General features: G+C 67.3%; 26 protein-coding genes and 1 riboswitch. Of the genes, 13 read left to right on the top strand and 13 right to left on the bottom strand.

What is annotated here, in order from left to right; genetic code table 11:
* The 4 genes from mdtD to rplM form a co-directional block, all read right to left on the bottom strand.
* Positions 1–1,428 carry a multidrug transporter subunit MdtD gene (gene mdtD, locus AC1VNX_RS05535; RefSeq protein WP_483155816.1) on the bottom strand — a complete coding sequence of 476 codons (1,428 nt, stop codon included), beginning with the start codon at positions 1,426–1,428 and terminating at the stop codon, positions 1–3.
* A 76-nt stretch (positions 1,429–1,504) separates the two neighbouring features.
* Positions 1,505–1,870, bottom strand: a complete 366-nt coding sequence (gene erpA / locus AC1VNX_RS05530) for an iron-sulfur cluster insertion protein ErpA (protein WP_007827949.1) — start codon at positions 1,868–1,870, stop codon at positions 1,505–1,507.
* Positions 1,871–2,057: 187 nt separating this feature from the next.
* Positions 2,058–2,450 carry a 30S ribosomal protein S9 gene (gene rpsI, locus AC1VNX_RS05525; protein ID WP_093205808.1) on the bottom strand — a complete coding sequence of 131 codons (393 nt, stop codon included), beginning with the start codon at positions 2,448–2,450 and terminating at the stop codon, positions 2,058–2,060.
* 12 nt (positions 2,451–2,462) lie between these two features.
* Entirely contained in the window at positions 2,463–2,894 is a 432-nt protein-coding gene (gene rplM / locus AC1VNX_RS05520) for a 50S ribosomal protein L13 (protein WP_295981112.1), read from the bottom strand.
* A gap of 198 nt (positions 2,895–3,092) precedes the next feature.
* Here rplM and AC1VNX_RS05515 point away from each other — a divergent pair, with 198 nt between their 5' ends.
* On the top strand, positions 3,093–4,046 hold the full coding sequence (locus AC1VNX_RS05515) for a 23S rRNA (adenine(2030)-N(6))-methyltransferase RlmJ (protein ID WP_483155815.1): 954 nt from the start codon (positions 3,093–3,095) through the stop codon (positions 4,044–4,046).
* Between the two features lie 23 nt (positions 4,047–4,069).
* On the opposite strand, the gene AC1VNX_RS05510 is transcribed toward AC1VNX_RS05515, so the two are convergent.
* The 4 genes from AC1VNX_RS05510 to ahcY all read right to left on the bottom strand — a co-directional run bounded on the left by AC1VNX_RS05510 (position 4,070) and on the right by ahcY (position 7,824).
* Entirely contained in the window at positions 4,070–4,684 is a 615-nt protein-coding gene (locus AC1VNX_RS05510; protein ID WP_483155814.1) for a septal ring lytic transglycosylase RlpA family protein, read from the bottom strand.
* A 62-nt stretch (positions 4,685–4,746) separates the two neighbouring features.
* Positions 4,747–5,571: a methylenetetrahydrofolate reductase [NAD(P)H] gene (metF, locus tag AC1VNX_RS05505; RefSeq protein WP_483155813.1), complete on the bottom strand. Its 825-nt coding sequence runs from the start codon at positions 5,569–5,571 to the stop codon at positions 4,747–4,749.
* Positions 5,572–5,581: 10 nt separating this feature from the next.
* Positions 5,582–6,367, bottom strand: a complete 786-nt coding sequence (locus tag AC1VNX_RS05500) for a TlyA family RNA methyltransferase (RefSeq protein WP_483155812.1) — start codon at positions 6,365–6,367, stop codon at positions 5,582–5,584.
* A 17-nt stretch (positions 6,368–6,384) separates the two neighbouring features.
* The gene (gene ahcY, locus AC1VNX_RS05495; protein ID WP_483155811.1) at positions 6,385–7,824 is read right to left on the bottom strand and encodes an adenosylhomocysteinase; all 1,440 of its coding nucleotides are present in this window, start codon (positions 7,822–7,824) and stop codon (positions 6,385–6,387) included.
* 64 nt (positions 7,825–7,888) lie between these two features.
* A riboswitch (S-adenosyl-L-homocysteine riboswitch) is annotated at positions 7,889–7,957 on the bottom strand.
* 171 nt (positions 7,958–8,128) lie between these two features.
* Here ahcY and AC1VNX_RS05490 point away from each other — a divergent pair.
* The 9 genes from AC1VNX_RS05490 (at position 8,129) to AC1VNX_RS05450 (ending at position 17,000) form a co-directional block, all read left to right on the top strand.
* Positions 8,129–10,195 (top strand): hypothetical protein, encoded by a 2,067-nt coding sequence (locus tag AC1VNX_RS05490; RefSeq protein WP_483155810.1) that lies wholly within the window; start codon positions 8,129–8,131, stop codon positions 10,193–10,195.
* 150 nt (positions 10,196–10,345) lie between these two features.
* Entirely contained in the window at positions 10,346–10,996 is a 651-nt protein-coding gene (locus AC1VNX_RS05485; RefSeq protein WP_483155809.1) for a single stranded DNA-binding domain-containing protein, read from the top strand.
* A 177-nt stretch (positions 10,997–11,173) separates the two neighbouring features.
* Positions 11,174–11,674, top strand: a complete 501-nt coding sequence (gene phaP / locus AC1VNX_RS05480) for a TIGR01841 family phasin (protein ID WP_483155808.1) — start codon at positions 11,174–11,176, stop codon at positions 11,672–11,674.
* 19 nt (positions 11,675–11,693) lie between these two features.
* Positions 11,694–12,614, top strand: a complete 921-nt coding sequence (locus tag AC1VNX_RS05475; RefSeq protein ID WP_483155807.1) for an alpha/beta fold hydrolase — start codon at positions 11,694–11,696, stop codon at positions 12,612–12,614.
* Between the two features lie 35 nt (positions 12,615–12,649).
* Positions 12,650–13,075 carry a hypothetical protein gene (locus tag AC1VNX_RS05470; protein WP_483155806.1) on the top strand — a complete coding sequence of 142 codons (426 nt, stop codon included), beginning with the start codon at positions 12,650–12,652 and terminating at the stop codon, positions 13,073–13,075.
* Positions 13,072–14,160, top strand: a complete 1,089-nt coding sequence (locus AC1VNX_RS05465) for an alpha/beta fold hydrolase (protein WP_483155805.1) — start codon at positions 13,072–13,074, stop codon at positions 14,158–14,160. Before AC1VNX_RS05470 ends, AC1VNX_RS05465 begins: the two co-directional genes overlap by 4 nt.
* A complete protein-coding gene (locus AC1VNX_RS05460) occupies positions 14,157–14,771 on the top strand; it encodes a GNAT family N-acetyltransferase (protein WP_483155804.1) in 615 nt (204 codons plus the stop codon). The genes AC1VNX_RS05465 and AC1VNX_RS05460 overlap by 4 nt, the downstream gene beginning before the upstream one ends.
* Before the next feature lie 91 nt (positions 14,772–14,862).
* Positions 14,863–16,491 carry a peptide chain release factor 3 gene (locus tag AC1VNX_RS05455; RefSeq protein ID WP_301511814.1) on the top strand — a complete coding sequence of 543 codons (1,629 nt, stop codon included), beginning with the start codon at positions 14,863–14,865 and terminating at the stop codon, positions 16,489–16,491.
* A 95-nt stretch (positions 16,492–16,586) separates the two neighbouring features.
* A complete protein-coding gene (locus AC1VNX_RS05450; RefSeq protein ID WP_483155803.1) occupies positions 16,587–17,000 on the top strand; it encodes a hypothetical protein in 414 nt (137 codons plus the stop codon).
* Between the two features lie 21 nt (positions 17,001–17,021).
* Here AC1VNX_RS05450 and AC1VNX_RS05445 read toward each other — a convergent pair whose 3' ends face one another.
* From AC1VNX_RS05445 to AC1VNX_RS05435, 3 genes are read right to left on the bottom strand one after another with little or no spacing between them, the layout of a single operon-like run.
* On the bottom strand, positions 17,022–17,825 hold the full coding sequence (locus tag AC1VNX_RS05445; RefSeq protein WP_483155802.1) for an ABC transporter permease: 804 nt from the start codon (positions 17,823–17,825) through the stop codon (positions 17,022–17,024).
* A 14-nt stretch (positions 17,826–17,839) separates the two neighbouring features.
* Positions 17,840–18,691, bottom strand: coding sequence for an ABC transporter permease (locus tag AC1VNX_RS05440; protein WP_483155801.1), 852 nt, complete (start codon positions 18,689–18,691; stop codon positions 17,840–17,842).
* Complete coding sequence (locus AC1VNX_RS05435; RefSeq protein WP_483155800.1) at positions 18,688–19,683, bottom strand: ABC transporter ATP-binding protein; 996 nt, start codon at positions 19,681–19,683, stop codon at positions 18,688–18,690. Before AC1VNX_RS05435 ends, AC1VNX_RS05440 begins: the two co-directional genes overlap by 4 nt.
* 94 nt (positions 19,684–19,777) lie before the next feature.
* Between AC1VNX_RS05435 and AC1VNX_RS05430 the strand changes: the two genes are divergently transcribed.
* Positions 19,778–20,596 carry an HAD-IIB family hydrolase gene (locus AC1VNX_RS05430; protein ID WP_483155799.1) on the top strand — a complete coding sequence of 273 codons (819 nt, stop codon included), beginning with the start codon at positions 19,778–19,780 and terminating at the stop codon, positions 20,594–20,596.
* A gap of 141 nt (positions 20,597–20,737) precedes the next feature.
* Here AC1VNX_RS05430 and AC1VNX_RS05425 read toward each other — a convergent pair whose 3' ends face one another.
* Positions 20,738–21,955, bottom strand: a complete 1,218-nt coding sequence (locus AC1VNX_RS05425) for a porin (RefSeq protein WP_483155798.1) — start codon at positions 21,953–21,955, stop codon at positions 20,738–20,740.
* Between the two features lie 208 nt (positions 21,956–22,163).
* Positions 22,164–23,429: an MFS transporter gene (locus tag AC1VNX_RS05420; RefSeq protein ID WP_483155797.1), complete on the bottom strand. Its 1,266-nt coding sequence runs from the start codon at positions 23,427–23,429 to the stop codon at positions 22,164–22,166.
* An 89-nt stretch (positions 23,430–23,518) separates the two neighbouring features.
* On the opposite strand from AC1VNX_RS05420, the gene AC1VNX_RS05415 reads away from it, so the two are divergent.
* Both AC1VNX_RS05415 and AC1VNX_RS05410 read left to right on the top strand, forming a co-directional pair.
* On the top strand, positions 23,519–24,091 hold the full coding sequence (locus AC1VNX_RS05415) for a TetR/AcrR family transcriptional regulator (RefSeq protein ID WP_483155796.1): 573 nt from the start codon (positions 23,519–23,521) through the stop codon (positions 24,089–24,091).
* A 106-nt stretch (positions 24,092–24,197) separates the two neighbouring features.
* The gene (locus tag AC1VNX_RS05410; RefSeq protein WP_483155795.1) at positions 24,198–25,268 is read left to right on the top strand and encodes a Fic family protein; all 1,071 of its coding nucleotides are present in this window, start codon (positions 24,198–24,200) and stop codon (positions 25,266–25,268) included.

Below are 25,268 nucleotides of genomic sequence, written 5' to 3'. Positions count from 1 at the left end.
TCAGCCCTGGCCGGAAACCTCCGGCTGCGCCGGGTGCGGCGCACGCACTTCCGACGGCAGATGCCAGAAGATGAGCGCGGAAGCCACCGTGATGAGCCCCATGCTCGCAAAAGTGGCCTGGAACGCGTCCAGCGTATGGGCGGGCGTATCGGTGCCGAAGATGCCGTTGTAGCCCGCCAGCACCGCACCCGCGGCGGCCACGCCCATGCTCATGGCCAGCATCTGCACCATCGACAGCAGGCTGTTGCCGCTGCTGGCCATGCTGCCGTCCAGGTCCTTCAGCGTGATGGTGTTCATGGCCGTGAACTGGAGCGAATTGACCGCGCCGAAGGCCAGCAGCTGCAGCACGTGCAGCGCCATCGGCTGGCCCGGCGCCGTGAGCCCGAAGCTGGCCATGGTGCAGCCCACGAGGATGGTGTTGATCACCAGCACCTTGCGGTAACCCAGGCGCGTGATCAGCGGCGTGGCGAAGCGCTTCATGGCCATGCCGGCCAGCGCGATCGGCAGCATCATCAGCCCGGCATGCACCGGCGAATAGCCCATCGACACCTGCAGCAGCAGCGGCACCAGGAAGGGCATGCAGCTGCTGCCCAGCCGCGAGAACAGATTGCCGATCAGGCCGATGCTGAGCGTGGGCACATGGAAGAGCGAGGGCGCGAACAGCGGCTCGGGCGTGCGCGAGGCGCGCAGCCAGTAGCCGGCGATGCTCGCGAAGCCGAAGATCAGCACGACCATCACGCCACCCTGGCGCAGGCCCACGCCGTCCAGGGCGAGCGAGATCGCCACCATGCCGAAGGCCAGCATCGCGTAGCCCACGCTGTCGAAACGCTTGAGCACCGCGCCGCGCAGGTCGGGCATGTAGCGCAGCGTGGCGATGCAGCCCAGCAGGCCCACGGGCACGTTGATCAGGAAGATCCAGTGCCAAGAGGCGTACTGCACCAGCCAGCCGCCCAGCGTGGGGCCCAGCAGCGGCCCGATGAGGCCCGGGATCGCGACGAAGCTCATCGCCTGCAGGAACTGCCCGCGCGGCACGGTGCGCAGCAGCGCCAGCCGCCCCACGGGCAGCAGCAGCGCGCCGCCCAGCCCCTGCACCACCCGCGCGGCCACCAGTTGGCCCAGGCCGTGCGAGAGCGCGCACAGCACCGATCCGGCGGCGAAGAGCACGATGGCCGAGAAGAAGATGCGCCGCGTGCCGAAGCGGTCGGCGATCCAGCCCGAGGCGGGGATCAGCATCGCCATGGTGAGCGCATAGGCCACCACCACCGACTGCATGCGCAGCGGGCTCTCGCCCAGGCTCGCGGCCATCGCCGGCAGCGCCGTGTTGATGATGGTGGCGTCCAGCGTCTGCATGAAGAAGCCGACGGCGACGAGCCACAGCAGGCTCTTGCGAACGGGTTGATCGGCGGGCTCAGCCTCGGGAGTTGTCATGGCGCGAAAGGAAACGAGAACGAAAAAGCCGCCCGAAGGCGGCTTTCTGGGGGAGGCTGGTCAGCGGCATCCAGGATCAGGCCGAGAAGCTCGATCCGCAGCCGCAGGTGCTGGTGGCGTTCGGGTTCTTGATCACGAACTGGGCGCCCTGCAGATCTTCCTTGTAGTCGATCTCGGCACCGACCAGGTACTGGTAGCTCATGGCGTCGATGAGCAGCGACACACCGTTCTTGGTCATGGTGGTGTCGTCTTCGTTGGTGATCTCGTCGAAGGTGAACCCGTACTGGAAGCCGGAGCAGCCGCCACCCTGCACGAACACGCGCAGCTTGAGGTCGGGGTTGCCTTCTTCGGCGATCAGGTCGGCCACCTTGGCTGCCGCGCTGTCGGTGAAGACGATTGGCTCGGGCATCTGGGTCTGGATGTTTTCGGCTACGGCGCTCATGGGCTAATAACTCCTTGGGGGGCCGGATGGTGCGGCCAATGAAACGAATCCTACTGCAATGACGCAATCTCGGCAGGCCAGACTGGCTCGCACCCCGCTGCAAGTGGGGTTGGAGCACCCCAGGCCAAGGGGCGTTCCAATGAAAAAGCCGCCCGAAGGCGGCTTCTTCTTGCTCGCAGGAAGCGGATCAGCGCTTGCTGAACTGCTTGCGACGGCGAGCGGAGTGCAGACCGACCTTCTTACGCTCGACTTCACGTGCATCGCGCGTGACGTAGCCAGCCTGGCTCAGCACCGACTTCAGCGCTGCGTCGTAGTCGATCAGCGCACGGGTGATGCCGTGGCGGGTAGCACCGGCTTGACCCGATTCGCCGCCGCCGTGCACGTTGACCATCACGTCGAAGGTTTCGAGGTTGTTGGTCAGCGCGAGGGGCTGCTTCGCGATCATGATCGAGGTTTCACGGCCGAAGAACTCTTGAATGTCCTTGCCGTTGACCGTGATCTTGCCCGAGCCCTTTTTCAGAAACACGCGGGCGACGCTCGATTTGCGACGGCCGGTGCCATTGTTCCATTCACCAATCATTCTCAAGGCTCCTTACAGTTCCAGCACTTTGGGCTGTTGGGCGGTGTGCGGGTGCTCAGCACCACCGTACACCTTGAGTTTCTTGATCATTGCGTAACCGAGCGGGCCCTTGGGCAGCATGCCCTTGACAGCCTTTTCCAGGGCGCGGCCCGGGTGCTTCGATTGCATGTCGCGGAAGTTCGTCGCCGTGATACCGCCCGGGTAGCCCGAGTGACGGTAGTACACCTTGTCGATCGACTTGGCGCCGGTGACGCGCAGTTGCGATGCGTTGATGATGACGATGAAGTCACCGGTATCGACGTGAGGCGTGTAAATGGCCTTGTGTTTGCCGCGCAAACGGAGAGCAACTTCGCTGGCTACTCGTCCGAGGACCTTGTCGGTCGCGTCAATCACAAACCACTCGTGCGTCACGTCAGCGGGCTTGGCGCTGAACGTTTTGGTCATGAGTTTTTCTCTTGAAAAGAGGGTTTGGCGGGCCCTTTTCCACGGTCGGCGTTCCTCTGACGGGAATCTCTTAGGTGGGTTTGAAGTCTTCGCCGCGGGGCCACAAAAACGCTGCGAAGCCCGCGATTATACGAAGAATGACCCTGAGCAGGCAAATTCGCCCGTATCCCGCCCCAACACCGTTACCATCCTCCCCCTATGTTCAGTTACCGCCACGCCTTCCATGCCGGCAACCACGCCGACGTGCTCAAGCACACGGTGCTGATTGCCACGCTCGACCACCTGCTTGAAAAAGAGGCAGCCCTGACGGTCGTCGACACCCACGCCGGCGCCGGCCTCTATCGCCTTGACGGCGACTACGCCGGCACCAGCGGCGAGGCTGCCGATGGCATCCTGCGCCTTATTTCGCCCCCAAAAGAGCCCGGCACGCCGGCTCCTGCGGCAAAGTCTGCTATCAAAAAAGCAGCACCCGAAGCCGAGACCCCGCTGGCCGACGCCATCGCCCGCTACCTCGGCGTGATCGGCGACTTCAACCCCAAGGGCGGCGCCCGCGTCTATCCCGGCTCGCCGTTCATCGTGCAGCACCTGCTGCGCGACCACGACAAGCTCAAGCTGTTCGAACTGCATCCCACCGATGCGCGCACGCTGGACGCCAACATCGCCCAGCTCGAGGCTGGCCGCCAGATCGCCGTGCTGCGCGAGGACGGCTTCGGCAGCGCCACCAAGTTCCTGCCGCCGCCGTCGCGCCGCGCACTGGTGCTGATGGACCCCAGCTACGAGATGAAGACCGACTACGGCCGCGTGCTCGACTTCATGGCCGAGGCGCTCAAGCGCTTCGCCACCGGCACCTACGCGGTCTGGTATCCGATCATTCCGCGCCCCGAGGCGCACGACCTGCCACGCCGGCTCAAGACGATGGCGACCAAGGCCGGCAAGTCGTGGCTGCACGCCACGCTGACGGTCAAGTCCAGCAAGATCACGAAAGACGCCGCCTCGGGCGAGACGCACCGTCCGGGCCTGCCGGCCAGCGGCATGTTCCTGATCAACCCGCCGTACACGCTGAAGCCGATGCTGGCGGCCGCGCTGCCGCAACTGGTGGAGCGCCTGGGCCAGGACCGCAACGCCGCCTTCTCGCTCGATTCGGGCGGCTGAGCCGACCAGCTCTCTCAGCCTTCTTATTTGCGACGCCGGGGCGGCACCACCGCCTTGCGCCGCGCCGGAGCCGGTGCTCGCACGCGCTGCTGCTGTGGCTCGCTCGACGCCGTCGGCGCCGCCGCATCGCCAGCCTCCACCTGCAGGCCGCCGCAGCGCATGCCGTCGCGGTCGACGACCGTCAGCGCCACCTGCTTGATGCCCAGCCCTGTCAGCCCGATGCGGTCGGCCGCCGCGCGGCTCAGATCGATCACACGACCCGCCGCGTAGGGTCCGCGGTCGTTGATGCGCACCAGCACCTCGCTGCCGTTGACGAGGCTGCGAACGCACACGCGCGTGTTGAAGGGAAGGGTCTTGTGGGCCGCCGTCATGGCGGTCATGTCGAAGCGCTCGCCGCTGGCGGTCTTGCGCTGGTGGAACTGGATGCCGTACCACGAGGCACCGCCGCGCTCGAAGATCTCGCGCGGGCCGTCGTCAGGCACGCCGTCGTCCGGGGCCTGCTCGCCCATGCCGGAGACGGCGAGGTCATAGCGCACCGCCGGCACGCTGGACCGCGCGGCCGCGCCCGGAGGCACCGCGATGGCACGAGGCAGGGGCAGCAACTTCGCGTTGCCCTCGGCATCGGTCGCAGGCGGCATGGCACATCCCGCAAGCACGCAGGTCGCCGCGACCAGCGCAGCCCGAAGCCCCGCGCGGCCTCTCAATCGAGGCGCTCCAGCACAGCCAGCGTGGCCGCCGACTGGTTCATCGTGTAGAAGTGCAGCGCCGGTGCGCCGCCTTCCTGCAGCCGCGCGCACAGGTCGGTGACCACGTCGAGGCCGAAGGACTTGATCGAGGCCGTGTCGTCGCCGAAGCTCTGCAGCCGCAGGCGGATCCAGCGCGGAATCTCCGCGCCGCAGGCGTCCGAGAAGCGCATGAGCTGCGTCGAGCTGGTGATCGGCATGATGCCCGGCACGATGGGCGTGTCGAGCCCCAGCCTGCGCGCGTCGTCGACGAAGCGGAAGTACGCCTCGGGGCTGAAGAAATACTGCGTGATCGCCGAATCGGCGCCCGCCTTCACCTTGGCGGCGAAGGCCTGCAGGTCGGCTTCTGGCGAGCGGGCCTGCGGATGGATCTCGGGGTAGCAGGCCACCTCGATGTGGAAGTCGCGGCCAGTCTCCTCGCGGATGAAGCCGACGAGGTCGCTCGCGTACTGGAACTCGCCGCCGATCCCGTAGCCGCTGGGCAGGTCGCCGCGCAGGGCCACCAGCCGCTTGACGCCCATGGCCTTCAGCTCGGCGAGCTGCTCGCGCACGGTGGCGCGCGTGGCGCCGATGCACGAGAAGTGGCTCGCGGCGTCCACGCCCTCGGACAGGATCTCCTGCACCGCGCCGAAGGTGCCCTGGTGCGTGGAGCCGCCAGCGCCGTAGGTGACCGAGCAGAACTGCGGCTTGCGCGCATACAGCTGCTGGCGAACCGCGCGCAGCTTGACCGCGCCTTCGGGCGTCTTGGTCGGGAAGAATTCGAAACTCAACGGAAGGCGCACCTGCGTCTCCTTAGGAGCCGTTCGCGCGCACGGCGCGCTCGGCGTGAATGAAAAACTCGCGGTTGCCGTCGCCCCCGGCGATCGGGCTGTCGAACCACTGCAGCACCCTCAGGCCGAGCGCCTCGCAGGCATCGCGCAGGCGCTTCTCGACCACCGCGTACATGGCCTCGTCGCGCACGATGCCGCCCTTGCCGACCTGGCCGGGCTGCAACTCGAACTGCGGCTTGACCAGCATCAGCAGGCGCCCGTCGTCCGCGAGGAAGCCGACGACCGCCGGCAGCACCAGCGTGAGCGAAATGAACGACAGGTCGCCCACGATCAGGTCGAAGCGTGGTTCATCTCCAGCGCCCTCTTCACCCAGATCGTCGGCCGAGAGGGCGCGCGCATTGACGCCCTCGATGGCCACCACGCGCTCGTCCTCGCGCAGCCGCGCATGCAGCTGCCCATGGCCGACATCGACGCCCACGACTCTGGCGGCGCCGCGCTGCAGCAGGCAATCGGTGAAGCCGCCGGTCGACTGGCCCACGTCGAGGCACAGCTTGCCGGTGGCGTCGATGCCGCTCGCCGCCAGCGCGCCTTCGAGCTTGAGCCCGCCGCGCGACACGTAGCGCGCCTCCGCGGCGTCGAGCAGTTCGAGCTCGGCCGATTCGGGCACGTCGTCCTTGTTCTTGACGACGTCGCGCCACGCATCGCCCGAGCCCGCGTCACGCCAGCGCAAGCCGCCGGCGATGAGCCGCACGGCCTGCGAACGCGATGCGGCGAGGCCGCGCTCCACCAGCAACTGATCGGCGCGCATGCGTTGGCTGTCGCCGCTCAGTAGCGGTAGGTGTCCGGCTTGTAGGGGCCGTTCTTGTCCACGCCGATGTAGGCGGCCTGCGCGTCGGTCAGCTCGGTGAGCATGGCGCCGACCTTCTTCAGGTGCAGGCGCGCGACCTTCTCGTCGAGGTGTTTGGGCAGCACGTAGACCTTGCCGGCCTGGTAGGCGTCGGGCTTGGTGAAAAGCTCGATCTGGGCGATGGTCTGGTTCGCGAACGAAGACGACATCACGAAGCTCGGGTGGCCCGTGCCGCAGCCCAGGTTCACGAGGCGGCCCTTGGCCAGCAGGATGATCTTCTTGCCGTCGGGGAACTTGATGTGGTCGACCTGCGGCTTGATCTCTTCCCACTCGTACTTCTCGATCGAAGCGACGTCGATCTCGTTGTCGAAGTGGCCGATGTTGCAGACGATGGCCTGGTCCTTCATGGCGGCCATGTGCTCGTGGCGGATCACGTCCTTGTTGCCCGTGGTGGTCACGAAGATGTCGGCCTTGTCGGCGGCGTATTCCATCGTCACGACCTTGTAGCCTTCCATCGCGGCCTGCAGGGCGTTGATCGGGTCGATCTCGGTCACCCACACCTGCGCCGACAGCGCGCGCAGCGCCTGGGCCGAGCCCTTGCCCACGTCGCCGTAGCCGGCCACGCAGGCCACCTTGCCGGCGATCATCACGTCGGTGGCGCGCTTGATACCGTCCACCAGCGACTCGCGGCAGCCGTACAGGTTGTCGAACTTGCTCTTGGTGACCGAGTCGTTCACGTTGATGGCGCGGAACAGCAGCGTGCCCTTGGCCGACATCTCGTTCAGGCGGTGCACGCCGGTGGTGGTTTCTTCCGTCACGCCGATGATCTCGGCCGACTTGCGGGTGTACCAGGTGCCGTCGACGGCCAGCTTGGCCTTGATGGCGGCGAAGAGAATGCGCTCTTCCTCGCTGCCCGGGTTGGCAAGCACGCCCAGGTCCTTCTCGGCGCGCTGGCCCAGGTGCATCAGCAGCGTGGCGTCGCCGCCGTCGTCCAGGATCATGTTCGGGCCTTCGCCCTTCGAGCCCTTGGGGCCGAAGTCGAAGATGGCGTGGGTGTAGTCCCAGTAGTCCTTCAGCGACTCGCCCTTGATCGCGAACACCGGCGTGCCGGCGTCGGCGATGGCGGCGGCTGCGTGGTCCTGCGTCGAGAAGATGTTGCACGAGGCCCAGCGCACCTGCGCGCCCAGCGCCTGCAGCGTCTCGATCAGCACGGCCGTCTGGATCGTCATGTGCAGCGAGCCGGTGATGCGCGCGCCCTTCAGCGGCTGCGACTTCGAGAACTCCTCGCGGATGGCCATCAGGCCGGGCATCTCGGTTTCCGCGATCTTGATTTCCTTGCGGCCCCAGGCGGCGAGGGACAGGTCGGCAATCGCCTGGTCAGCGGTCGAAACGGGGGTGGGTTTGAGAACAGCGCTCATGAGAACTCCAACAAAGCTGGTTTGAAGATGCCGCTGCGTACGGAAAAAGACTCACCGCAAGAACAGCGGGTGAGCGTCGTTGCGATGTGGTCCGAGCCTCACGCCTGACGGCGCTGCAACGCTCCTCGGAGCGGCGGATTGTAGACGGGGCACGAGCCGGCGCCAATGCTCGGGGTTTGGCCGGCATTTGTCATCCCTGGCATGTCATTGACCTCTGGTTACGATTTCAACAGGTTCGGTTCAGGAGCCGCCGGCTTGCTGCCGAGCCCACTTGAAAACAAAAGGACACGACATGAGGAAGAGGATGACGAGGTATCTCGCGAGTTGGGGCATGGTCGCCTTGCTGGCGGCCTGCGGAGGGGGCGGAGGAGGAGGCTCCGGCCTCTCGCTGTCGTCGGGCGGCAGCGGGAAACCCGAGGTCGCGGCAGCCAAGACCCTGGGCACGGCCGATGCGCGCAACGGCAGCTACCGCGTCTACGCGGCCAACGGCACGCAGCAGCAGCTCTCGGTCGATTTCGACGCCGGCAGCTACACGATGACGGACAACCTCGGCGTGGCCGAGTCCGGCACCTTCGCCGAGGACTTCACCGAGCCGGGCACCTACGTGTTCGCGAGCAGCCGCATCACCACCGCGGCCAACACCTCGCGCTTCCGCGTGACGAGCGACGCCATCGTGGGCGCGTTCCCGTTCCAGACCGCGTACTCGAGCCCCGCCGCATACGCCGCGCAGCCCTTCGTGGCGGCGCGCAATTTCGTAGCCGACGCCGCATTACTCGACAGCGACTACAACCGCTTCGGTATCTCGCGCAACAGCGCTGGTGCAGCGGACTCGCAGATCCTGTCCATGCGGGTTTCCGGCAGCGGCACCACGCTCGAGATCTGCCTCAGCAACGTGGTCTACCGGATTGCCTTGTGCCCCGCCGCGTCGACGCGAACTTACGCTATCGCCGCGGATGCCGACAGCGCGTGGATTGCCACCAACGTTGCCGACCCCACCGATATCGTGAGGTTCCGCATGGCACGCATCGGCGGTCAGAACGTCTATCTGGCGGCAGGCACCAACACCGCAACGACGCCGGTCACCCAAACCCTGAGGGTCGGCTTGCCCGACTCTTCAAGCTGGCCCACAACCCGCGGCATCGGTTCATCGACCACAGGCAGCTGGGGCACGAACCAGATCGACAGCGCGAACTCGGTGCGCACGAGCACCGGCACGGACGGCACCTACGGCAGCCTGACGATGCCAGTGGGTGGCACCTTCCCGCTGCAACCCGAGGGCATCCGTACTGTCAACGCCGGCGGCACGAGCAGCTACTTCGCGATGCAGAACGGCCTGCTCTCCGTACTCGTGGGCTCGCGCAACCCAAGCACGCAGGGCTACATCCAGCTCAACCTGATCGACACCGGCGCCACGCCCGATGCACGCAACGGCCGCTACAAGGTCTACGCCACCAACGGCTCGCGGCAGACGCTCGCGCTGAACCTCGACAGCAAGCGCTACGAGATGACCGATGCCGCCGGCATCGTCGCATCGGGCAGCTTCGCCGAGGACACGGCGGAGGCCGGCAGCTTCATCTTCGACAGCAGCCGCATCACGAGCCCGGCGAACACGGCGCGCTTCCGCTTCGCGACGGACACGGTGGTCGGCGCGTTCCCGTTCGCGGTCGCGCAGGTCACGCCCGAAAACTATGCCGTGCGGCCCTTCGTGGCGTCCCGCGCGCTGGTGAAGACGCAGGCTGCGCTCGACGGCACCTACAACCGGCTGGGCATCAACATGACGTCCACGACCGGCGACTCGTCGATCACGCAGATCCAGATCGCCAACGGCGGCACCGTGCTCTACCTGTGCAACGACAACGTGATCTACCGGATCGACACCTGCCCCGCGGCCTCCGTGCTGACCTACGCCGTGTCGGCCGGTGCGACCGTGGACACCTGGCGCATCGTGAACGTGGCCAATCCGTCGGACAACGGCACCTTCGCGGTCGCGCGCGTCGGAGGCGAGAACATCTATCTCTCGGCCGGCAACGTGGCGTCCACGCCCCCGAGGTCGGTGTTCCGCATCGGCCTGCCCGAACGTGCCACATGGCCCACCGTCGTCGCACGCGGCGGCGCCACCAGCGGCGGCTGGGGTACCACCGGCGCCGACGCTTCGTACTACACGCGCACCCAGACGCTTCCCGACGGCACCAGCGCCACGCTCAACGCGACGCTGGCTCCGATGGGCACCAACGGTCCGCTCAATATGCGCGCGGCGACCTTCACCGGCCCGAACTACCACTTCGCCAGCCAGAGCAGCAAGCTCTTCGCGATGGTCGGCTCGCGCAACCCGGCCACGGCCGGCGCGATGGAGATCGGCCTGATCGACTGACGCCACGGGCGCCTCGCTCGCAAGGCCGCATGCCGCGCAATGCCGCGAGGCATGCGGCCTTTTTTCTTGCTCATTCAGGGCTAAGTCGGCCGCCTGCACGTTTGGCCGCCGCGACGTACATTGGCCGGCCCACAGCCCCTGAAAGCCAACATGCCGATTCATTCCTCCAGCACGCCCAGGCCCCTGCTCGCAACCGCCGCCGCCCTAGGCCTCGCCGCCATGGCACTGCTGCCAGCCGCCGCGTCCGCCCAGAGCGCCGACACCGTCCGCATCCGCGGCACCCTCGTGCGCGTCGATGCCAGCACCCTGGTCGTGCAGGACCGCAATGGCGAAGTCGTCTCGCTCGCGCGTCCGGCCGACCTGTCGGTGTCCGAGGTCTACCCGATCAAGCTCTCGGCCATCAAGCGCGGCAGCTTCATCGGCACCGCCGCCATGCCGCAGCCCGACGGCACGCAGAAGGCGCTCGAAGTCGTCGTGTTCCCCGAGGCCGCGCGCGGCACCGGCGAGGGCCATCGCCCGTGGGACTTGCTGCCCGAAAGCACAATGACCAACGCCACCGTTGCCGACCTGGCCGCTGCGCCGAAGTCGGTGCGCGGCGGCCAGCAGTTGCACCTGACCTACAAGGGCGGAGAGAAGACCGTCGTGGTGCCGCCCGACGTGCCGGTGGTCACCTTCCGCCCCGGCACCGATGCGCTGCTGGTGCCCGGCGCCCGGGTGCTGGTCAATGCGCAGGAGAAGAACGGTACGCCCACCGCGTTGCGCGTGACCGCCGGGCGCAACGGCTTCGCGCCGCCGATGTAGGAACGAAGGCCGGAACAAGGACGAAGGACGCGGGGAGTACCCAAGGGAAATCCCGCAGGCATTTTTGTCGCTGCGGCGACCTCCGGCGCACCGGCGCGGCGTATCGTGGCGAGGGATTTTTGCCGTCAGGCTGGTCCTTGCCATCCAAACGTCCACCGTCACAGGAGATTCCGCACCATGGCCACTGCCAAGAAAGCCGCCGCCAAGAAGACAACCGCCAGCAGCAGCAACAGCACCGCCGGCGCGAAGAAGGCGGCGCCGAATGCCGCGGACATGCTCAATCCGCTGAAGGGCATGGCCGACCGGCTGCAGAGCCTCAACCTGACCGGTGGCGCCGGCAAGCTGCTGGAAAGCGGCCGCAAGGACCTGGCTGCGCTGATGCAGGCCAACGAGAAGTCCTACCAGGGCCTGCAGACCGTGGTGCAGCGGCAGACCGAGATGATCAAGAGCGCCATCGCCGAATGGCAGGCCGCCGCCAAGGAAATGCCCGGCAAGGATCCGAAGGAAAACCTCGCCAAGCTCGACGAGCTCGGCCGCCAGTCGTTCCAGCGCGCCATCGACGACATCAAGGAGCTGGCAAACCTCGCCGCCAAGTCGCAGGCCGACGCCTTCGACGTGGTGCGCCAGCGCATCCAGTCCAACGTGGACGAAGTGACGAAGATGCTGCAGCGCAAGTAATACGCTTTCGCGCCCGGCCATGACCGCAGCCCCGCCCCGCGTCGAGCACCGCACGCGCACCAACGGCATCGAGCTGGCCTGGGACAGCTTCGGCGACCCGGCCGCCCCGCCGCTGCTGCTGGTCATGGGCCTCGGCGCGCAGATGGTGGCGTGGGACGACGCCTTCTGCGCCCGGCTCGCCGAGACCGGCGGGCACCGCGTGATCCGCTTCGACAACCGCGACATCGGCCATTCGACGCACCTCACGCTGCTCGGCGTGCCCGACATCCAGGCGCTGATGGCGCAGGCGATGACGGGCCAGCCGCTGCGAACGCCCTACAACCTTCGCGACATGGCGGCCGACTGCGTCGGGCTGCTCGACGCGTTGGGCATCGCGCGGGCGCACGTCGTCGGCGCCTCGATGGGCGGCGCCATAGGGCAGGAGCTGTGCATCCACCATCCGCAGCGCATGCTGTCCTTCACCAGCATCATGTCGAGCACCGGCGCGCCTGGACTGCCGCCGCCCACGCCCGAGGCGATGGCGGTGCTGTTCTCGCCCGCGCCGACCACCTTCGCGGCCTACCAGGCGCACCACGCAAGGGTGTGGCGCGTGCTGCGCGGGCCGCAGAGCTTTCCGCTCGACGAGGCGCGCGATGCCGAGAAGGCCCAGCTCGTCTTCCTGCGCGGGCTCAACCCGGCCGGCGTGGCGCGGCAGCTCGCCGCCATCCTCGCCTCGGGCAACCGCAAGCCGGCGCTGCGCGAGGTGCGCGTGCCGACGCTGGTGATCCACGGCGGCGACGACCCGCTGGTGCCGGTGGCCTGCGGCGTTGACGTGGCCGACGCGATTGCCGGCGCGCAACTGCTGCGCATTCCGGGCATGGGGCACGCGCTGCCGATCCCGATGTGGCCGCAGATCGTCGACGCCATCGCGGCGCACACGGCGCGGCACCCGGGCGACTGAAGCAGAAGAAACAAGGCGACCAGGGAGCATCCGCCATGACGAACAAGTTCTCCCCTCTCGACCCGATGGCCATGTGGCGCGAGCTCACGGCCCAGTGGGAAAAAAGCACCAACGAGTTCGCCAACGAGACCATGTCTTCGGACCCGTTCCGCCAGGGCATGCACGGCGGCATGAACGCCTCGCTCACCGCGCAGAAAGCGCTGGGCGAGCTGATGGCGCGCTACCTCACGATGCTGAACCTGCCGACGCGCGCCGACCTGCAGGTGCTGGGCGAGCAGCTGCAGCGCATCGACGACCACCTGGCGCGCATCGCCCGCGCGGTGGAGGGCGGGCCCGCTTCCTCCGTTGCGGCGCCGCCAGGACCGCGCCGCACCCGGCAGCCTCCGAAGGCGGCGCCTGCAGCGCCACCCGCCACCCCGCCCCGCACGCGCAAGCCCCCGGCAGGAAAGCGCCCGGCATGAGCACCGCCGCCGACACGCCCTTCGCCCTGCCCGACATCGCTGTCGACATGGCCGCCGAGATCGAGCGCGCGATCCAGCGCAACCTCAAGGGCCTGGACTTCCTCACCACGACCGCACCCGCCGTCGGCCAGACACCCAAGGACGAGATCCACCGGCGCGGCACGCTGAGCCTGTACCACTACCGGCCCATGGCCGACGAGATCTACCGCGTGCCGCTGCTGATCGTGATGGCGACCACCAACCGCGGCTACATCCTCGACCTCGCGCCGGGCCAGAGCATGGTCGAGCACCTGCTGCTGCAGGGCTACGACGTCTACATGATGGACTGGAACGCGCCGCGACCGCAGGAGAAGCACCTGCGCATCGAGGACTACGTGCTCGACTTCATTCCCGACTCGATCCGGCGCGTGCAGGAGCGCTCGGGCGAGGAAGATGTCACGCTCGTTGGCTACTGCATGGGCGGCGTGCTTTCCACGCTCTACGCCGCGCTGCACCCCGGCGGGCCGATGAAGAACCTCGCGCTCTTCACCACGCCCATCGACTTCAGCCGCATGAAGCTGTTCCACGCGTGGTCGGACCGTCGCTACTTCGACGTCGACCGGCTCATCGACACCGTGGGCAACGTGCCGCCCGAGATGCTCTTCACCTCCTTCGACATGCTGCGCCCCGCCGGCCGAAGCGCCGGCATGGTGCAGCTGTGGGACAACATGGATAACGACGAATTCGTCAAGTCGTACCGCATGTTCGACCGCTGGGGCAACGAGATGCTGCCGCTGGCCGGCGAGTACTTCCGCCAGACCGTCAAGGAGCTCATGTGGGGCAACAAGCTGCACAAGGGCGAACTGGTGCTCGACGGACGCAAGGTGCTGCTGAAGAACATCCGGGTGCCGGTCCTGCACGCGCTCGCGCAGCACGACCACATCGTTCCCTACGAGGCCGGGCAGCCGCTCGTCGCCGGCATAGGCTCCACCGACAAGGAGGAAGTGGTGCTCAAGGGCGGCCACGTCAGCCTCGCCGCCGGGCCCAACGCGGTGCGCCGGCTGTGGCCCAAACTCGACGAATGGCTTGGAGTGCGATCGACATGAGCATCACCACCGTGACCGACTCCTTCTCGCGGACCTATCCGCGCACCGTGACCAGCAGCGAGGGCAGCATCGTCCTGCGCCTGATGGCCGCCGAAGACGCCGATGCCGTGCTCGCCTTCGCGCAGGCCCTGCCGGCGCACGACCTGCTCTTCCTGCCGCGCGACATCACCCAGCCCAAGGTGATGAACGCCTGGGTGCGCGCCATCGAGCGCGGCGACATCGACAGCGTGCTCGCGATGCACGGCGACGCCGTGCTCGGCTGCACGGCGGTGATCCGCGATCCGCACTCCTGGTCGAGCCACGTCGCCGAACTGCGCGTGCTCGCCGCGCCGGAGCTGCGCGGCAGCGGCCTGGGGCACAAGCTCGCCCGCGAGGCCTGTGCGCTGGCCATCGAGCGTGGGGCCGAAAAGCTGGTCGCGCGCATGACCGTCGACCAGCGCGGCGCCATCTCCGTCTTCCAGGCCCTGGGCTTCAGGCCCGAGGCGCTTCTGAGCAAGCACGTGAAGGACCGCCAGGGTGTGCCTCACGACCTGGTGGTGCTGAGCCACGACGTGGCGCGCTTCGAGGCGCAGATGCGGGCGTATGGGATGGGCGAGGCGCACGGGGGCTAAAGAGGGGCGGTTTCCTCCTGCGGCAGGGCCGGGCGGAGGGTAGGACCGCCGCCCTTTTAAAATCGCGGATTCCCCCCGCAGATTGCCCACCTTGTCTTTCGTAGCCGAAACCCGCCGCCGCCGCACCTTCGCGATCATTTCCCACCCTGACGCCGGCAAGACCACGCTGACCGAAAAGCTGCTGCTTTTCTCCGGCGCGATCCAGATCGCCGGCTCAGTGAAGGCGCGCAAGGCCTCGCGCCATGCCACCTCCGACTGGATGGAGATCGAGAAGCAGCGTGGCATCTCGGTGGCCTCGTCGGTGATGCAGATGGTGTATCGCGACCACGTCATCAACCTGCTCGACACGCCGGGCCACAAGGACTTCTCGGAAGACACGTATCGCGTGCTCACCGCCGTCGACTCGGCGCTGATGGTGATCGACGCGGCCAACGGCGTGGAAGCGCAGACGCGGCGGCTGATCGAGGTCTGCCGCCAGCGCGACACACCCATCATCACCTTCGTCAACAAAATGGACCGCGAAGTGCGCGAGCCGCTGGACATCCTCGACGAGGTGGAGCGCGAGCTGGGCATGCCCTGCGTGCCCATGACCTGGCCCGTGGGCCAGGGAAAGAGCTTCCGCGGGATCATGAACCTGCGCACGCAGGCCATGACCGTGTTCGAGTCGGGCAGCGAGCGCCTGCCGCAGGACTTCGAGACCATCCCGCTTGCCGAGCGCGACACGCTGGTCAAGCGCTTCGGCGCCGACTTCGAGACCGCCATGGAGAGCATGGAGCTCGCCACCGGTGCCTCGCCCGCCTGGGACCGCGAAGCCTTCCTGGCCGGCAAGCAGACCCCCGTGTTCTTCGGTTCCGGCGTGAACAACTTTGGCGTGATGGAAGTGCTGGACGCGCTGGTCGACCTCGCTCCCTCGCCGCGCTCACGCACCAGCACCACGCTGGTCAACCGCCAGCCGGTGGTGAAGGAGATCCAGCCCGAGGACAAGGACTTCGCTGGCGTGGTCTTCAAGGTGCAGGCCAACATGGACGCCAACCACCGCGACCGCATCGCCTTCGTGCGCATGGCTTCGGGCAAGTACACGCCGGGCATGAAGCTCAAGGTGCAGCGCACCGCCAAGGAGCTGCGCCCCACCAGCGTCGTGACTTTCATGAGCCAGCGCCGCGAGGCGGTGGAAGAGGCCTACGCGGGCGACATCGTGGGCTTCACCACCCATGGCGGCGTGCAGCTGGGCGACACCATCACCGACGGCGCGAGCCTGCAGTTCACCGGCCTGCCCTTCTTCGCGCCCGAACTCTTCATGACCGTGATCCTGAAGAACCCGCTGCGCACCAAGCAGCTGCAGCAGGGCCTGGCCCAGCTCGGCGAGGAAGGCGCGATCCAGGTGTTCCGCCCCGAGATCGGTGGCCCGATGCTGCTGGGCGCGGTCGGCCAGCTGCAGTTCGAAGTGGTGCAGCACCGCCTGAAGGCCGAGTACGACGCCGATGTGCGCCTGGAAGGCTGCCAGTACACCGGCGCGCGCTGGATCACGGCCGACACGCCGGCCGAGCTGCGCGAGTTCGTCAACGCGTATCCGCAGCGCATGGCGAAGGACGCGGCGGATACGCTGGCTTTCCTGTGCACTTCGCCGTACGACGTGCGGCTGGCGCAGGAACGTTTTCCGAAGATCCACTTTCATCCGCTGCGCGAGCATGCGGGGTTGGCGCTGCAGAGCGCGGGGTGAGCATGCTTTACCTTCGTATCGCCCTGATCGCGGCCAGTCTGGTGATGTCATCTACATGGGCACAGCAGCCCTCGCACAGCACTCAGAGGTCCTCCATGACGTCCTCCGTCACACCCGAGCAGCTCTCCACCATCGCGGCGAACGTGAAATCGGTCCAAGATCGGCTTGGACCGATCTCCGGCGTGGACTTCAACTTCACGCCGGAGTCAGTGAAGTGGCTCGATGGATACATAGAGAGAACCCGATCCAAGTTGCCCGATCCTTCGGGGCTTGTTCAGGTTCTCGGCTCCTATCTGGGTGAAACCATGCGGAGAAACTACGGCTGCACCTGGATCGGCACCGAAGGTCAGGTCGCCTTGCAATGCGAGGCCGAATTCATCGTCTTTCCGTTCAACAAGGTGAGCAAGCAATTTGCCAACGGAAGTGGGGACTCGATCTTCTCGTTCTACGAAACCGCCGGGATCCTTCTTGCCGAGCATCGCACCAAGAACGCGGCTCCGAAGAAGTAGCATTTCGGCCATTTCGCGGAGTCAGCTCCCCGTTGACGCATAGTGGCGCAGCCCGAAGCGCCACACCCCGAACGCCGCCGCCAGGAACACGAACCCCGCGAGCGGCGACACAAGGCCCACCCACGCCGGAGCCCCCAGCGGATCAGCCTTCCCCAGGATCGCCAGCACCGGGTAATAGGCCACGCAGGCCAGCGGCACGATGAAGGTCAGCACGCGCCGGAACCACTGCGCATAGAGCGCCAGCGGGTACTGCGCGGCCTGAACGCCGCCGTAGGTCAGCACGTTCGCGATCTCGAGGCTCTCGACGGTCCAGAAGGCCAGGGTGCCCTGCAGCACCAGGATGCCCAGGAACAGCGCCACGCCGCCTGCGACGGCCATCAGCGCGATGCCGACGGCGCCCGGCGTCCAGGCGATGCCGATCTGCTGCGTCGCGAACGCCACCATCGCCAGCCCCTGCAGCAGCCGGCCCAGGCGGCTGATGCGGAAGTCGTTGCCCATCAGCTGCAGTGCGAGCGGACGCGGACGCAGCAGCAACCGGTCGAAGGCGCCGGTGCGCAAGAACTCCGTGCCCAGCACGTCGAAGCCGCGGCCCAGCGCATCGGCCAGTGCGAACATGCAGTTCACCAGGCCGTAGAACAGCGCAACCTCGCCGATGCGCCAGCCCTGCACGTCGCCGAAGCGGTGGAACAGCGCCCACACGGCGATCACTTCGATGCCGGTGCCGAGGAACTGGCCGACGGTCAGCATCAGCGCCGAGGCCGGGTAGCGCGCCTGCCCGCCGAGGGACGCGCCCACCAGCCGGAAGAAGAGCGGAAGCGATCCCATCGCCCTCACTTGCCTTACCCGCCCTGCACCTGCAGGCCGCGCATGGTGCGGCCCATCGCCAGGTGCCCCAGCGCCACGAGCACCGCGATCCAGAAGACCTGCAACCCCAGCCCGCCGATGGCCTGCCAGCCCTGCAGCTGCCCGAAGTACAGGCGCGCCGGAATGTCCATCAGCCCGGCCAGCGGCTGGATCAGCAGCGCGGTCTGCCAGCCGTCGGGCAGCATCGCGAGCGGCAGCAGGTTGCCCGAGAACACGATGACCACCGGCGTGGCGACCGCGCTGATGCCGCGTTCGTTGAGCGCGGCGGCGGCCGCCACGTTCAGCAGCATCACCATCGACGTCGAAAGCAGCAGCGCGAGCACGGCCGACAGCACGAAGGCGAGCCCCGCCGCCACGCCCGCAGGAAGCTGCCATGCCCACTCGCCGAGGCCGGCCAGCGGCAGCGCGACCATCGCGAACGCAGCCATCAGCGCCACGCGCGGCAGCACGCGCGCGGCGATCCAGCCGGCGCTGCGCGCGAACCACAGCGCGTAGGCATCGACGGGCCGCAGCCGGTCGTAGGCGACGGCGCCGGTGCGCACCGCCTGCCCCACCTCCGGGTCGCCCAGCCAGGGCAGCAGCACGAGCAGCCCCTGCGCGAGCCAGGTGTACGTAATGGCCTGCGCGAGCGACATCGAGCTGCTCGCACCGGTGATGGCCGCGTGGCCGTAGAAGGCCGCGAACACCATCACCTTGATGCCGCCCCACCAGCATTGCGTAGCGAAGCCGGCGAGCGCGGCGGTGCGGTACTGCAGCATCTGCTGGAAGCGCGATGCGAAGGCGGCAACGTAGGGTCGCGCCAGATCGCGCGGGCTGTTCGCCGTCATGCCTCGGCCGCTCCGTGCATGGCGTAGAAGCGGGCGATGACGGCCTCGATCGCCAGCCCTTCGAGGCGGATGTCTTCCACCGCGTGCGCGGCCGCGATGCGCGCGATCAGCGCGGGCGCGGCGGTGCGGGCCGGGTCGAAGTCGAGCACCAGCGTCTGGCCGTCGCGCGAATGCACCCTCGCGCCTTCCACCTGCCCGGGCAGTTCGGCGTCCTGCGCGAAGTCGACCACGAGGCGCCGCTCGGCCATCACCTGGGCGCGCAGCGCCTCGACCGGGCTGTCGGCCAGCACGCGGCCGTGGCCGATGATGATCACGCGACGCGCCAGCGCCTCGATGTCGTGCATGTCGTGCGTGGTCAGCAGCACGGTGGTGCCGCGCTCGCGGTTGGCGCGGCGCACGAAGTCGCGCACGGCGAGCTTGGAAGGCGCGTCGAGGCCGATGGTGGGCTCGTCCAGAAAGAGGATGTCGGGCTCGTGCAGCAGCGCCGCCGCGATCTCGGCGCGCATGCGCTGGCCCAGCGAGAGCTGGCGCACCGGCTGCGCGAGCACGCGCTCCAGGTTCAGCAGCGCCACCAGCTCGTCGCGTGTGCGACGGTAGCGCGCGGGGTCCACGCGGTAGATGTCGCGCAGCAGGTCGAAGCCGTCGCCCACGGGCAAATCCCACCACAGCTGCGTGCGCTGGCCGAAGACCACGCCGATGCGCGCCACGTGGCGCTCGCGGTCGGCGAAGGGGTCGCGCCCGTCGATCTCCACGCGCCCGCCATCGGGCCGCAGGATGCCCGAGAGGATCTTGATGGTGGTCGACTTGCCCGCGCCGTTCGGCCCGATGAAGCCCAGCAGCTCGCCGCGCTCCAGCGAGAACGACACGCCCGACAGCGCCTCCACCGTGCGATGGCGCCGCTGCACGAGGCCGCGCAGCGCGCCCATCACGCCAGGATCGCGTTCGGAAATGCGGTAGGTCTTGCGGAGGTCGTCGACGAGGATGTGGGGCATGGATGGCGCCGCGCCGGCCTCGATGGCACGGCGGGGGCGGGATGCTACACGAAAGCGCCGGTACGATCGCCGCTCTTCCAGCATTCCCCGCTCCATGCCTTCCCTGCCCTCCTCGCCACACCATCTTCTTCCGCTGACCCAGTGGCCCGAGGCCGCGCGCGGTGCGCTCGTCGGCGTATTCACCGACATCGACGACACGCTGACCCACGACGGCGCCATCACGCCCGATGCGCTGCGGGCGCTGGGCGATCTGAAGGCGGCGGGGCTCGCGGTGGTGGCGATCACCGGCCGCCCGGTAGGCTGGAGCCTGCCCTTCGTCAACACCTGGCCGGTCGATGCCATCGTGGCGGAGAACGGCGCGGTGGCGCTGCTGCCCTCGGCCGACGGCCGCGTCGAGAAGCGCTACCAGCAGGACGAGCCCACGCGCGCAGCCAACTTCGCGCGCATGCAGGCGGTGCTGGAACGCATCGAGCGCGAGCTGCCGGGCGTAGGCCGCGCCACCGACTCGCCGGGGCGCGAGACCGACATCGCCATCGACCACAGCGAGTTCGTGCAGGTGAGCGACGCCACCATTGCCCGGGTGGTGGCGCTGATGCGCGGCGAGGGCATGCACGCCACGGTCAGCAGCATCCACATCAACGGCTGGTACGGCGACAACGACAAGCTGGAAGGCGCGCGCTGGATCGTGCGCGAGCTGTGGGGCCGCACGCTCGACGGCGAGATGGACCGCTGGGCCTACGTGGGCGACTCCACCAACGACCAGCTGATGTTCCGCAGCTTCGCGCACAGCATCGGCGTGGCGAACGTCGCGCGCTTCGTGCCGCAGCTCGAGCACCTGCCGCGCTACGTGACGCAGGGCGAGCGCGGCACCGGCTTCGCCGAGGCGGCGCGCGCGATTCTGTCGGCGCGCTGAGCACCGCGCGACGCTGCGGGAACGCTGCGAACAAACAACACTCCGCGCGAAAAATGCAGGCGAAAAAAAGCCCGCGCGAGGCGGGCAAAGGGACCGTTTGACGGAGTCCTTGGAGAAAACGGTCTCGGGGGTTCGCTGCGATCAGAAGCTGTGGCGGATGCCGAACTCGTAGCCCATCGACGTCCTGGGCTGCAGCGCCACGCGGTTGTACGTGGCCACGTACGACGGGCCGGCGCCGACCGTGTTGCCCGCGCCGTTCTTGTTGGTCACGCGCGCGATGGTGCCGTAGAGCGCGGTGCGCTTCGACAGGTTGTGCACGTAGCCCAGCGCGAACTTGTTCGACTTGGGATCGGGCGAGTTCAGCACGCCGAAGGCCGGCACGCGGTTGAAGTCGTACTTGACCTGCGAGTACGAGGCGCGGATCTGGCCCGGGCCGATCGGCACGGTCACGCCGATCAGGTAGCCGGCGAGGTCGGTGCTCGGCACCGGCGTGAAGATGTTCAGCGGATCGCGCTGGTCCTTCGAGCGCGAGTACTCGCCGAACAGCTTGGCCACGCCGAAGTCGTAGGTCGCGCCGATGTTGAAGGTCTTGATCTTGCCCGGGCGCGCCACGGCGGAGGAACCGGAACCCGAGGTGAAGCTCGTGTCGTTCTGCGCGTAGCTGGCGGCGACGTCGAACGCGCCCGAGGCGTAGCCGACGCGGCCACCGATGTGGCGGCCGGTGTTGGAGCGGTCGGCGCCGGTGATGGTGTCGGGCGACATGCGGGTGATCTCGTGGAAGCTGTAGTCCACGTTGCCATAGAAGCCGCCCAGGTTGCGCGGCAGGAAGTACTGGACCATGTTGCCGGCGCGCTTGTAGGTGCTGTTGCTGCCGTAGCCGGTGCCCGACACCGCCGCTTCGTTGGCATCGATGATCAGCGAGCCGCCGATGCCGGTGTCGCCGAACGGGTCGAACTGCTCGTCGTTCAGCACGGTGGCGGTCTTGTCGCGGCCGATGCGGAATTCGCCGAAGCTGCCGGCCAGGCTCACGGTCGAGCGGCGGCTGAAGGTGGAGATGCCGGTGGCGCCGTCGTCGTTGGTGATCGGGGCTTCGAGCCAGAAGCTGGCCGACAGGCCGCCGCCGAGATCTTCCACGCCGCGGAAGCCCAGGCGGCTGGAGCTCAGGCCCGAGTTGGCCAGTTCGCTGCGGCTGGCCTTCACGCTGTAGTAGGGGGTGAAGGGGGTGGCCGGGACCGACTCGCTCTTGTTCGAGACGTTGCGGTAGGCCGCATCGACGACGCCGAACAGCGTCACGGTCGATTGCGCCGACGCGGCACCGCAGGCTGCCAGCGCAGCCAGAACAAGCAGGGATTTTTTCATTCGTATCACTCCAGGATGGGGAAGTGCCGCTCCGATGTCAGATGCAGCTGTTAAGAGCCCGGGCTTTTTCGCCACAAGACTGCATCGGAGTTTTTCCACCGTGGAAGACAAATGAATTACATAGGGTAAGTACCCAGCCCCTGAAGGGCCTCGCCTCTTGACATGAGTGTCCTGACTGTTAACTGGCCCGGAATGCCTCTCCGGCCGCTCACTCGCTCGCGGGCAATTCGCGCTGCCGGCGACGCAGCACCGCCCACTGGCTCCACGTGCCGAAGGCCGCGATCAGCAGCAGCACGGCCGCATAGCCTTGCGCCGTGTTCAACAGCCCCAGCGGCGCCACCAGGAAGCCCGCGAGCATCGCCGGCAGGCTGAAGGCGAGGTAGCTCACCACGAAGATCGCCGCGAAGAGTTCGCCGCGCTCGTGCGATTGCGCCATCGGCGCCAGCGTCTGCACCAGCGCCGAGAAAGCGCCGCCGAAGCCGATGCCCGCGACCGCCGTGCCGACAAAGAACAGTGCGAGCGAACGGGTCGCGAGCGCGGCCAGCAGCAGCCCGAGTCCCAGCGCGATGCTCGCCATGCCGGCGATGGCCGGGCGCGGCGCCGCAAGTCGGCCGAGCAGCGTCGGCGCGATGGCTCCCGCGCCGGAAAGCACCGCCACCGTGAGGCCGTTGACCACGCCGTTGTCGATGCCGAACACATGCAGCATCAGCGAAGGCGCCAGCGACAGGTACAGCCCGCCGAGAGCCCACACCACGATGAACACCGGCAGCCCGCGCGCGAACTCGGCGCGGGCCTTCGCTGGAATCGACATGCGGGGCACCAGCGAGGCCAGCGCGCCGGCGCGCGGCGTGACGGTCTCCGGCATCCACAGCACCATGGCCGCGCCCAGCGCGAACACCGCGGCCAGCACGCCGAACACCAGCATCACCGGCTGCAGCGAGAACTTCACCGCCACGCCCGTGAGCAGCGCGCCCACCGCAAGGCCGGCGAGCGGCGACACGCTCGTGATCAGCGCGCCCAGCCGCTTGCGCGCGGCCGGCGCCGCCTCGACCACCGCCGCGCTCAGCGCGCCGCTCGCGATGCCGGTGGCAATGCCCTGCACCACGCGCGCGACGATCAGCCCGCCGATGCCGTTCGCCAGCAGGAAGAGCCCCATCGCCACCGCCTGCAGCACCAGCGCCGCCAGCACCACCGGGCGGCGCCCGATGTGGTCCGAGAGCGACCCGGCCACCAGCAGCGATATCAGCAATGCGATCGCGTAGACCGCGAAGGCCACGGTGAGCAGCGACGACGAGAAATGCCAGGCGTGCTGGAACACCACGAACAGCGGCGAAGGCGCGGCGGCCGCGAAGAAGAAGGCGAACAGCACCGCCGCCAGCAGCGGGAAGGCAGCGCGCTGCGGCAGGCGCCAGGGTCTGGAGCGGGCTGCGATGTCGGCGGTGGCGGAAGCGAGTTCGGGGCAGGAGGACGGCATGGCTGATCCTTAACGCAACTTTTTTTGCTTTTGCGATTCTAGACCTGAGAATCCTCTAAAGCAAATATCTTTGCGTTAAAGTCCAAGCCATGACCGATATCGCCCTCCCCAACAAACGCCCCGGCGGCCGCAGCGCCCAGGTGCAGGCACTGGTGCGCACCGCCCTCGAAGAACTGGTGGCGGAACAGGGACGGGAGCGCGTCACGGTGCCGGCGGTGGCCGAGCGCGCGGGCGTCAGCGCCTCCAGCATCTACCGCCGCTGGGGCGACCTGCAGGGCCTGCTGGCCGAAACCGCCACCCATCGGCTCGACCCGAACCGCCCGTTGCCGAACACCGGCACGCTGCGCGCCGACCTCGAAGCCTGGGCGCGCGAACTCATCGAGCACCTGGCCAAACCGTGCAATACCTCGTTGCTGAAAGCCGCGGCCGCACTGGCCAACGACGGCGCCGACACCAACTGCCTGCGCAACCGCCGCAGGGAAGCGCTCACGCTGGTCGAGCAGGCCCGCGCGCGCGGCGAGCCCGCGCCCGAGCCGCAGCAGGTGATCGATCACCTGATCGCGCCGATCGTGTTCCGGCTGGTGTTCGGGGGAGATGCGGTGCAGCCGGAACTGGCGTCCCGGCTGGTGGACGAACTGTTCGCAATCGGTCTGAATTGCTGACTTGTGCAGTTTTCTGGCTTTTCCCGAGCTGCAGCCGTTCACATGTATAGAAATTTCAATTTTCTATACATATCAGGCATAACATGTATAGAAATCCTTGATTTCCATGCACACCCTTGCTCCCCTCGATCAGCTAGACCCCGCGCGTTTCGACACGGCTGCAATTCTGAAAAGACTCGCCACCGCGAGCCGCAGGCTGGCTGAACTCAAGGGCATCGCAGCCGCCATCCCCAATCAAGGGATCTTGATCAACACGCTGGGCCTCCAGGAGGCCAAAGACAGTTCCGAGATCGAGAACATCGTCACGACTCACGACGAGCTGTTCAAGGACGACGTGTTGCCGGAGGCCTTTGCAAACCCCGCAGCCAAGGAAGTGCTGCGATACCGGCAAGCACTGCGCGTGGGCTTCGAGCAGGTTCGCGAAAGCGGGCTGATCACGTCGAACCACATCCTTCAGATCCAGTTCGAACTCGAAAGAAACAACGCGGGATTTCGAAAGCTGCCGGGCACCGCATTGAAAGATGCTGCCGGCCGAACTGTCTACACGCCGCCGCAGGATCCCGGTGAGATCGTGGCATTGATGCGCGCGTTGGAACGCTTCGTCAACGAGGCCGATCTGTTCCCCGTCGATCCCTTGATCAAGATGGCGCTGATCCATCATCAGTTCGAGAGCATTCACCCGTTCTACGACGGCAACGGCCGCACAGGACGGATTCTCAACGTGCTCTATCTGGTGAAAGAACGGTTGCTCGATATCCCTGTGCTCTATCTGAGCAGCCACATCGTGCAGACGAAGGCCGACTACTACCGTTTGCTGCAGGCAGTGCGAGACCACGACGCATGGGAAGAATGGGTGCTCTACCTGCTCGAGGCGGTGGAGCAAACAGCCACTCAGACCATAGAAACGATCAACGCAATCAAGTCGGCGTTGTTTGACTACAAGCACCGCATTCGCGAGAGCTACAAGTTCTACAGCCAGGATCTGATCAACAACCTCTTCATGCACCCGTACACGAAGATCGAATTCGTGCAACAGGACTTGCAGGTCTCACGCCTTACCGCGACCAAATATCTCGACGCGCTGGTCGAAGGCGGCTTCGTTCAGAAGCAGAAGTTCGGGCGCAGCAACTACTACGTCAACATAGCGCTCGCCGCCATCCTGCGAGGTAACAAGTAG

Source organism: Variovorax sp. TLI9-5A (genome assembly GCF_056867935.1).
This window is presented reverse-complemented; position numbering and strand designations above follow the sequence as displayed.

Coding starts and splice junctions, on each gene's coding strand:
- mdtD (WP_483155816.1), bottom strand. CDS start 1,428: ATGACAACTCCCGAGGCTGAGCCCGCCGATCAACCCGTTCGCAAGAGC.
- erpA (WP_007827949.1), bottom strand. CDS start 1,870: ATGAGCGCCGTAGCCGAAAACATCCAGACCCAGATGCCCGAGCCAATC.
- rpsI (WP_093205808.1), bottom strand. CDS start 2,450: ATGATTGGTGAATGGAACAATGGCACCGGCCGTCGCAAATCGAGCGTC.
- rplM (WP_295981112.1), bottom strand. CDS start 2,894: ATGACCAAAACGTTCAGCGCCAAGCCCGCTGACGTGACGCACGAGTGG.
- AC1VNX_RS05515 (WP_483155815.1), top strand. CDS start 3,093: ATGTTCAGTTACCGCCACGCCTTCCATGCCGGCAACCACGCCGACGTG.
- AC1VNX_RS05510 (WP_483155814.1), bottom strand. CDS start 4,684: ATGCCGCCTGCGACCGATGCCGAGGGCAACGCGAAGTTGCTGCCCCTG.
- AC1VNX_RS05500 (WP_483155812.1), bottom strand. CDS start 6,367: ATGCGCGCCGATCAGTTGCTGGTGGAGCGCGGCCTCGCCGCATCGCGT.
- ahcY (WP_483155811.1), bottom strand. CDS start 7,824: ATGAGCGCTGTTCTCAAACCCACCCCCGTTTCGACCGCTGACCAGGCG.
- AC1VNX_RS05490 (WP_483155810.1), top strand. CDS start 8,129: ATGACGAGGTATCTCGCGAGTTGGGGCATGGTCGCCTTGCTGGCGGCC.
- AC1VNX_RS05485 (WP_483155809.1), top strand. CDS start 10,346: ATGCCGATTCATTCCTCCAGCACGCCCAGGCCCCTGCTCGCAACCGCC.
- phaP (WP_483155808.1), top strand. CDS start 11,174: ATGGCCACTGCCAAGAAAGCCGCCGCCAAGAAGACAACCGCCAGCAGC.
- AC1VNX_RS05475 (WP_483155807.1), top strand. CDS start 11,694: ATGACCGCAGCCCCGCCCCGCGTCGAGCACCGCACGCGCACCAACGGC.
- AC1VNX_RS05470 (WP_483155806.1), top strand. CDS start 12,650: ATGACGAACAAGTTCTCCCCTCTCGACCCGATGGCCATGTGGCGCGAG.
- AC1VNX_RS05465 (WP_483155805.1), top strand. CDS start 13,072: ATGAGCACCGCCGCCGACACGCCCTTCGCCCTGCCCGACATCGCTGTC.
- AC1VNX_RS05460 (WP_483155804.1), top strand. CDS start 14,157: ATGAGCATCACCACCGTGACCGACTCCTTCTCGCGGACCTATCCGCGC.
- AC1VNX_RS05450 (WP_483155803.1), top strand. CDS start 16,587: ATGACGTCCTCCGTCACACCCGAGCAGCTCTCCACCATCGCGGCGAAC.
- AC1VNX_RS05445 (WP_483155802.1), bottom strand. CDS start 17,825: ATGGGATCGCTTCCGCTCTTCTTCCGGCTGGTGGGCGCGTCCCTCGGC.
- AC1VNX_RS05440 (WP_483155801.1), bottom strand. CDS start 18,691: ATGACGGCGAACAGCCCGCGCGATCTGGCGCGACCCTACGTTGCCGCC.
- AC1VNX_RS05435 (WP_483155800.1), bottom strand. CDS start 19,683: ATGCCCCACATCCTCGTCGACGACCTCCGCAAGACCTACCGCATTTCC.
- AC1VNX_RS05430 (WP_483155799.1), top strand. CDS start 19,778: ATGCCTTCCCTGCCCTCCTCGCCACACCATCTTCTTCCGCTGACCCAG.
- AC1VNX_RS05425 (WP_483155798.1), bottom strand. CDS start 21,955: ATGAAAAAATCCCTGCTTGTTCTGGCTGCGCTGGCAGCCTGCGGTGCC.
- AC1VNX_RS05420 (WP_483155797.1), bottom strand. CDS start 23,429: ATGCCGTCCTCCTGCCCCGAACTCGCTTCCGCCACCGCCGACATCGCA.
- AC1VNX_RS05415 (WP_483155796.1), top strand. CDS start 23,519: ATGACCGATATCGCCCTCCCCAACAAACGCCCCGGCGGCCGCAGCGCC.
- AC1VNX_RS05410 (WP_483155795.1), top strand. CDS start 24,198: ATGCACACCCTTGCTCCCCTCGATCAGCTAGACCCCGCGCGTTTCGAC.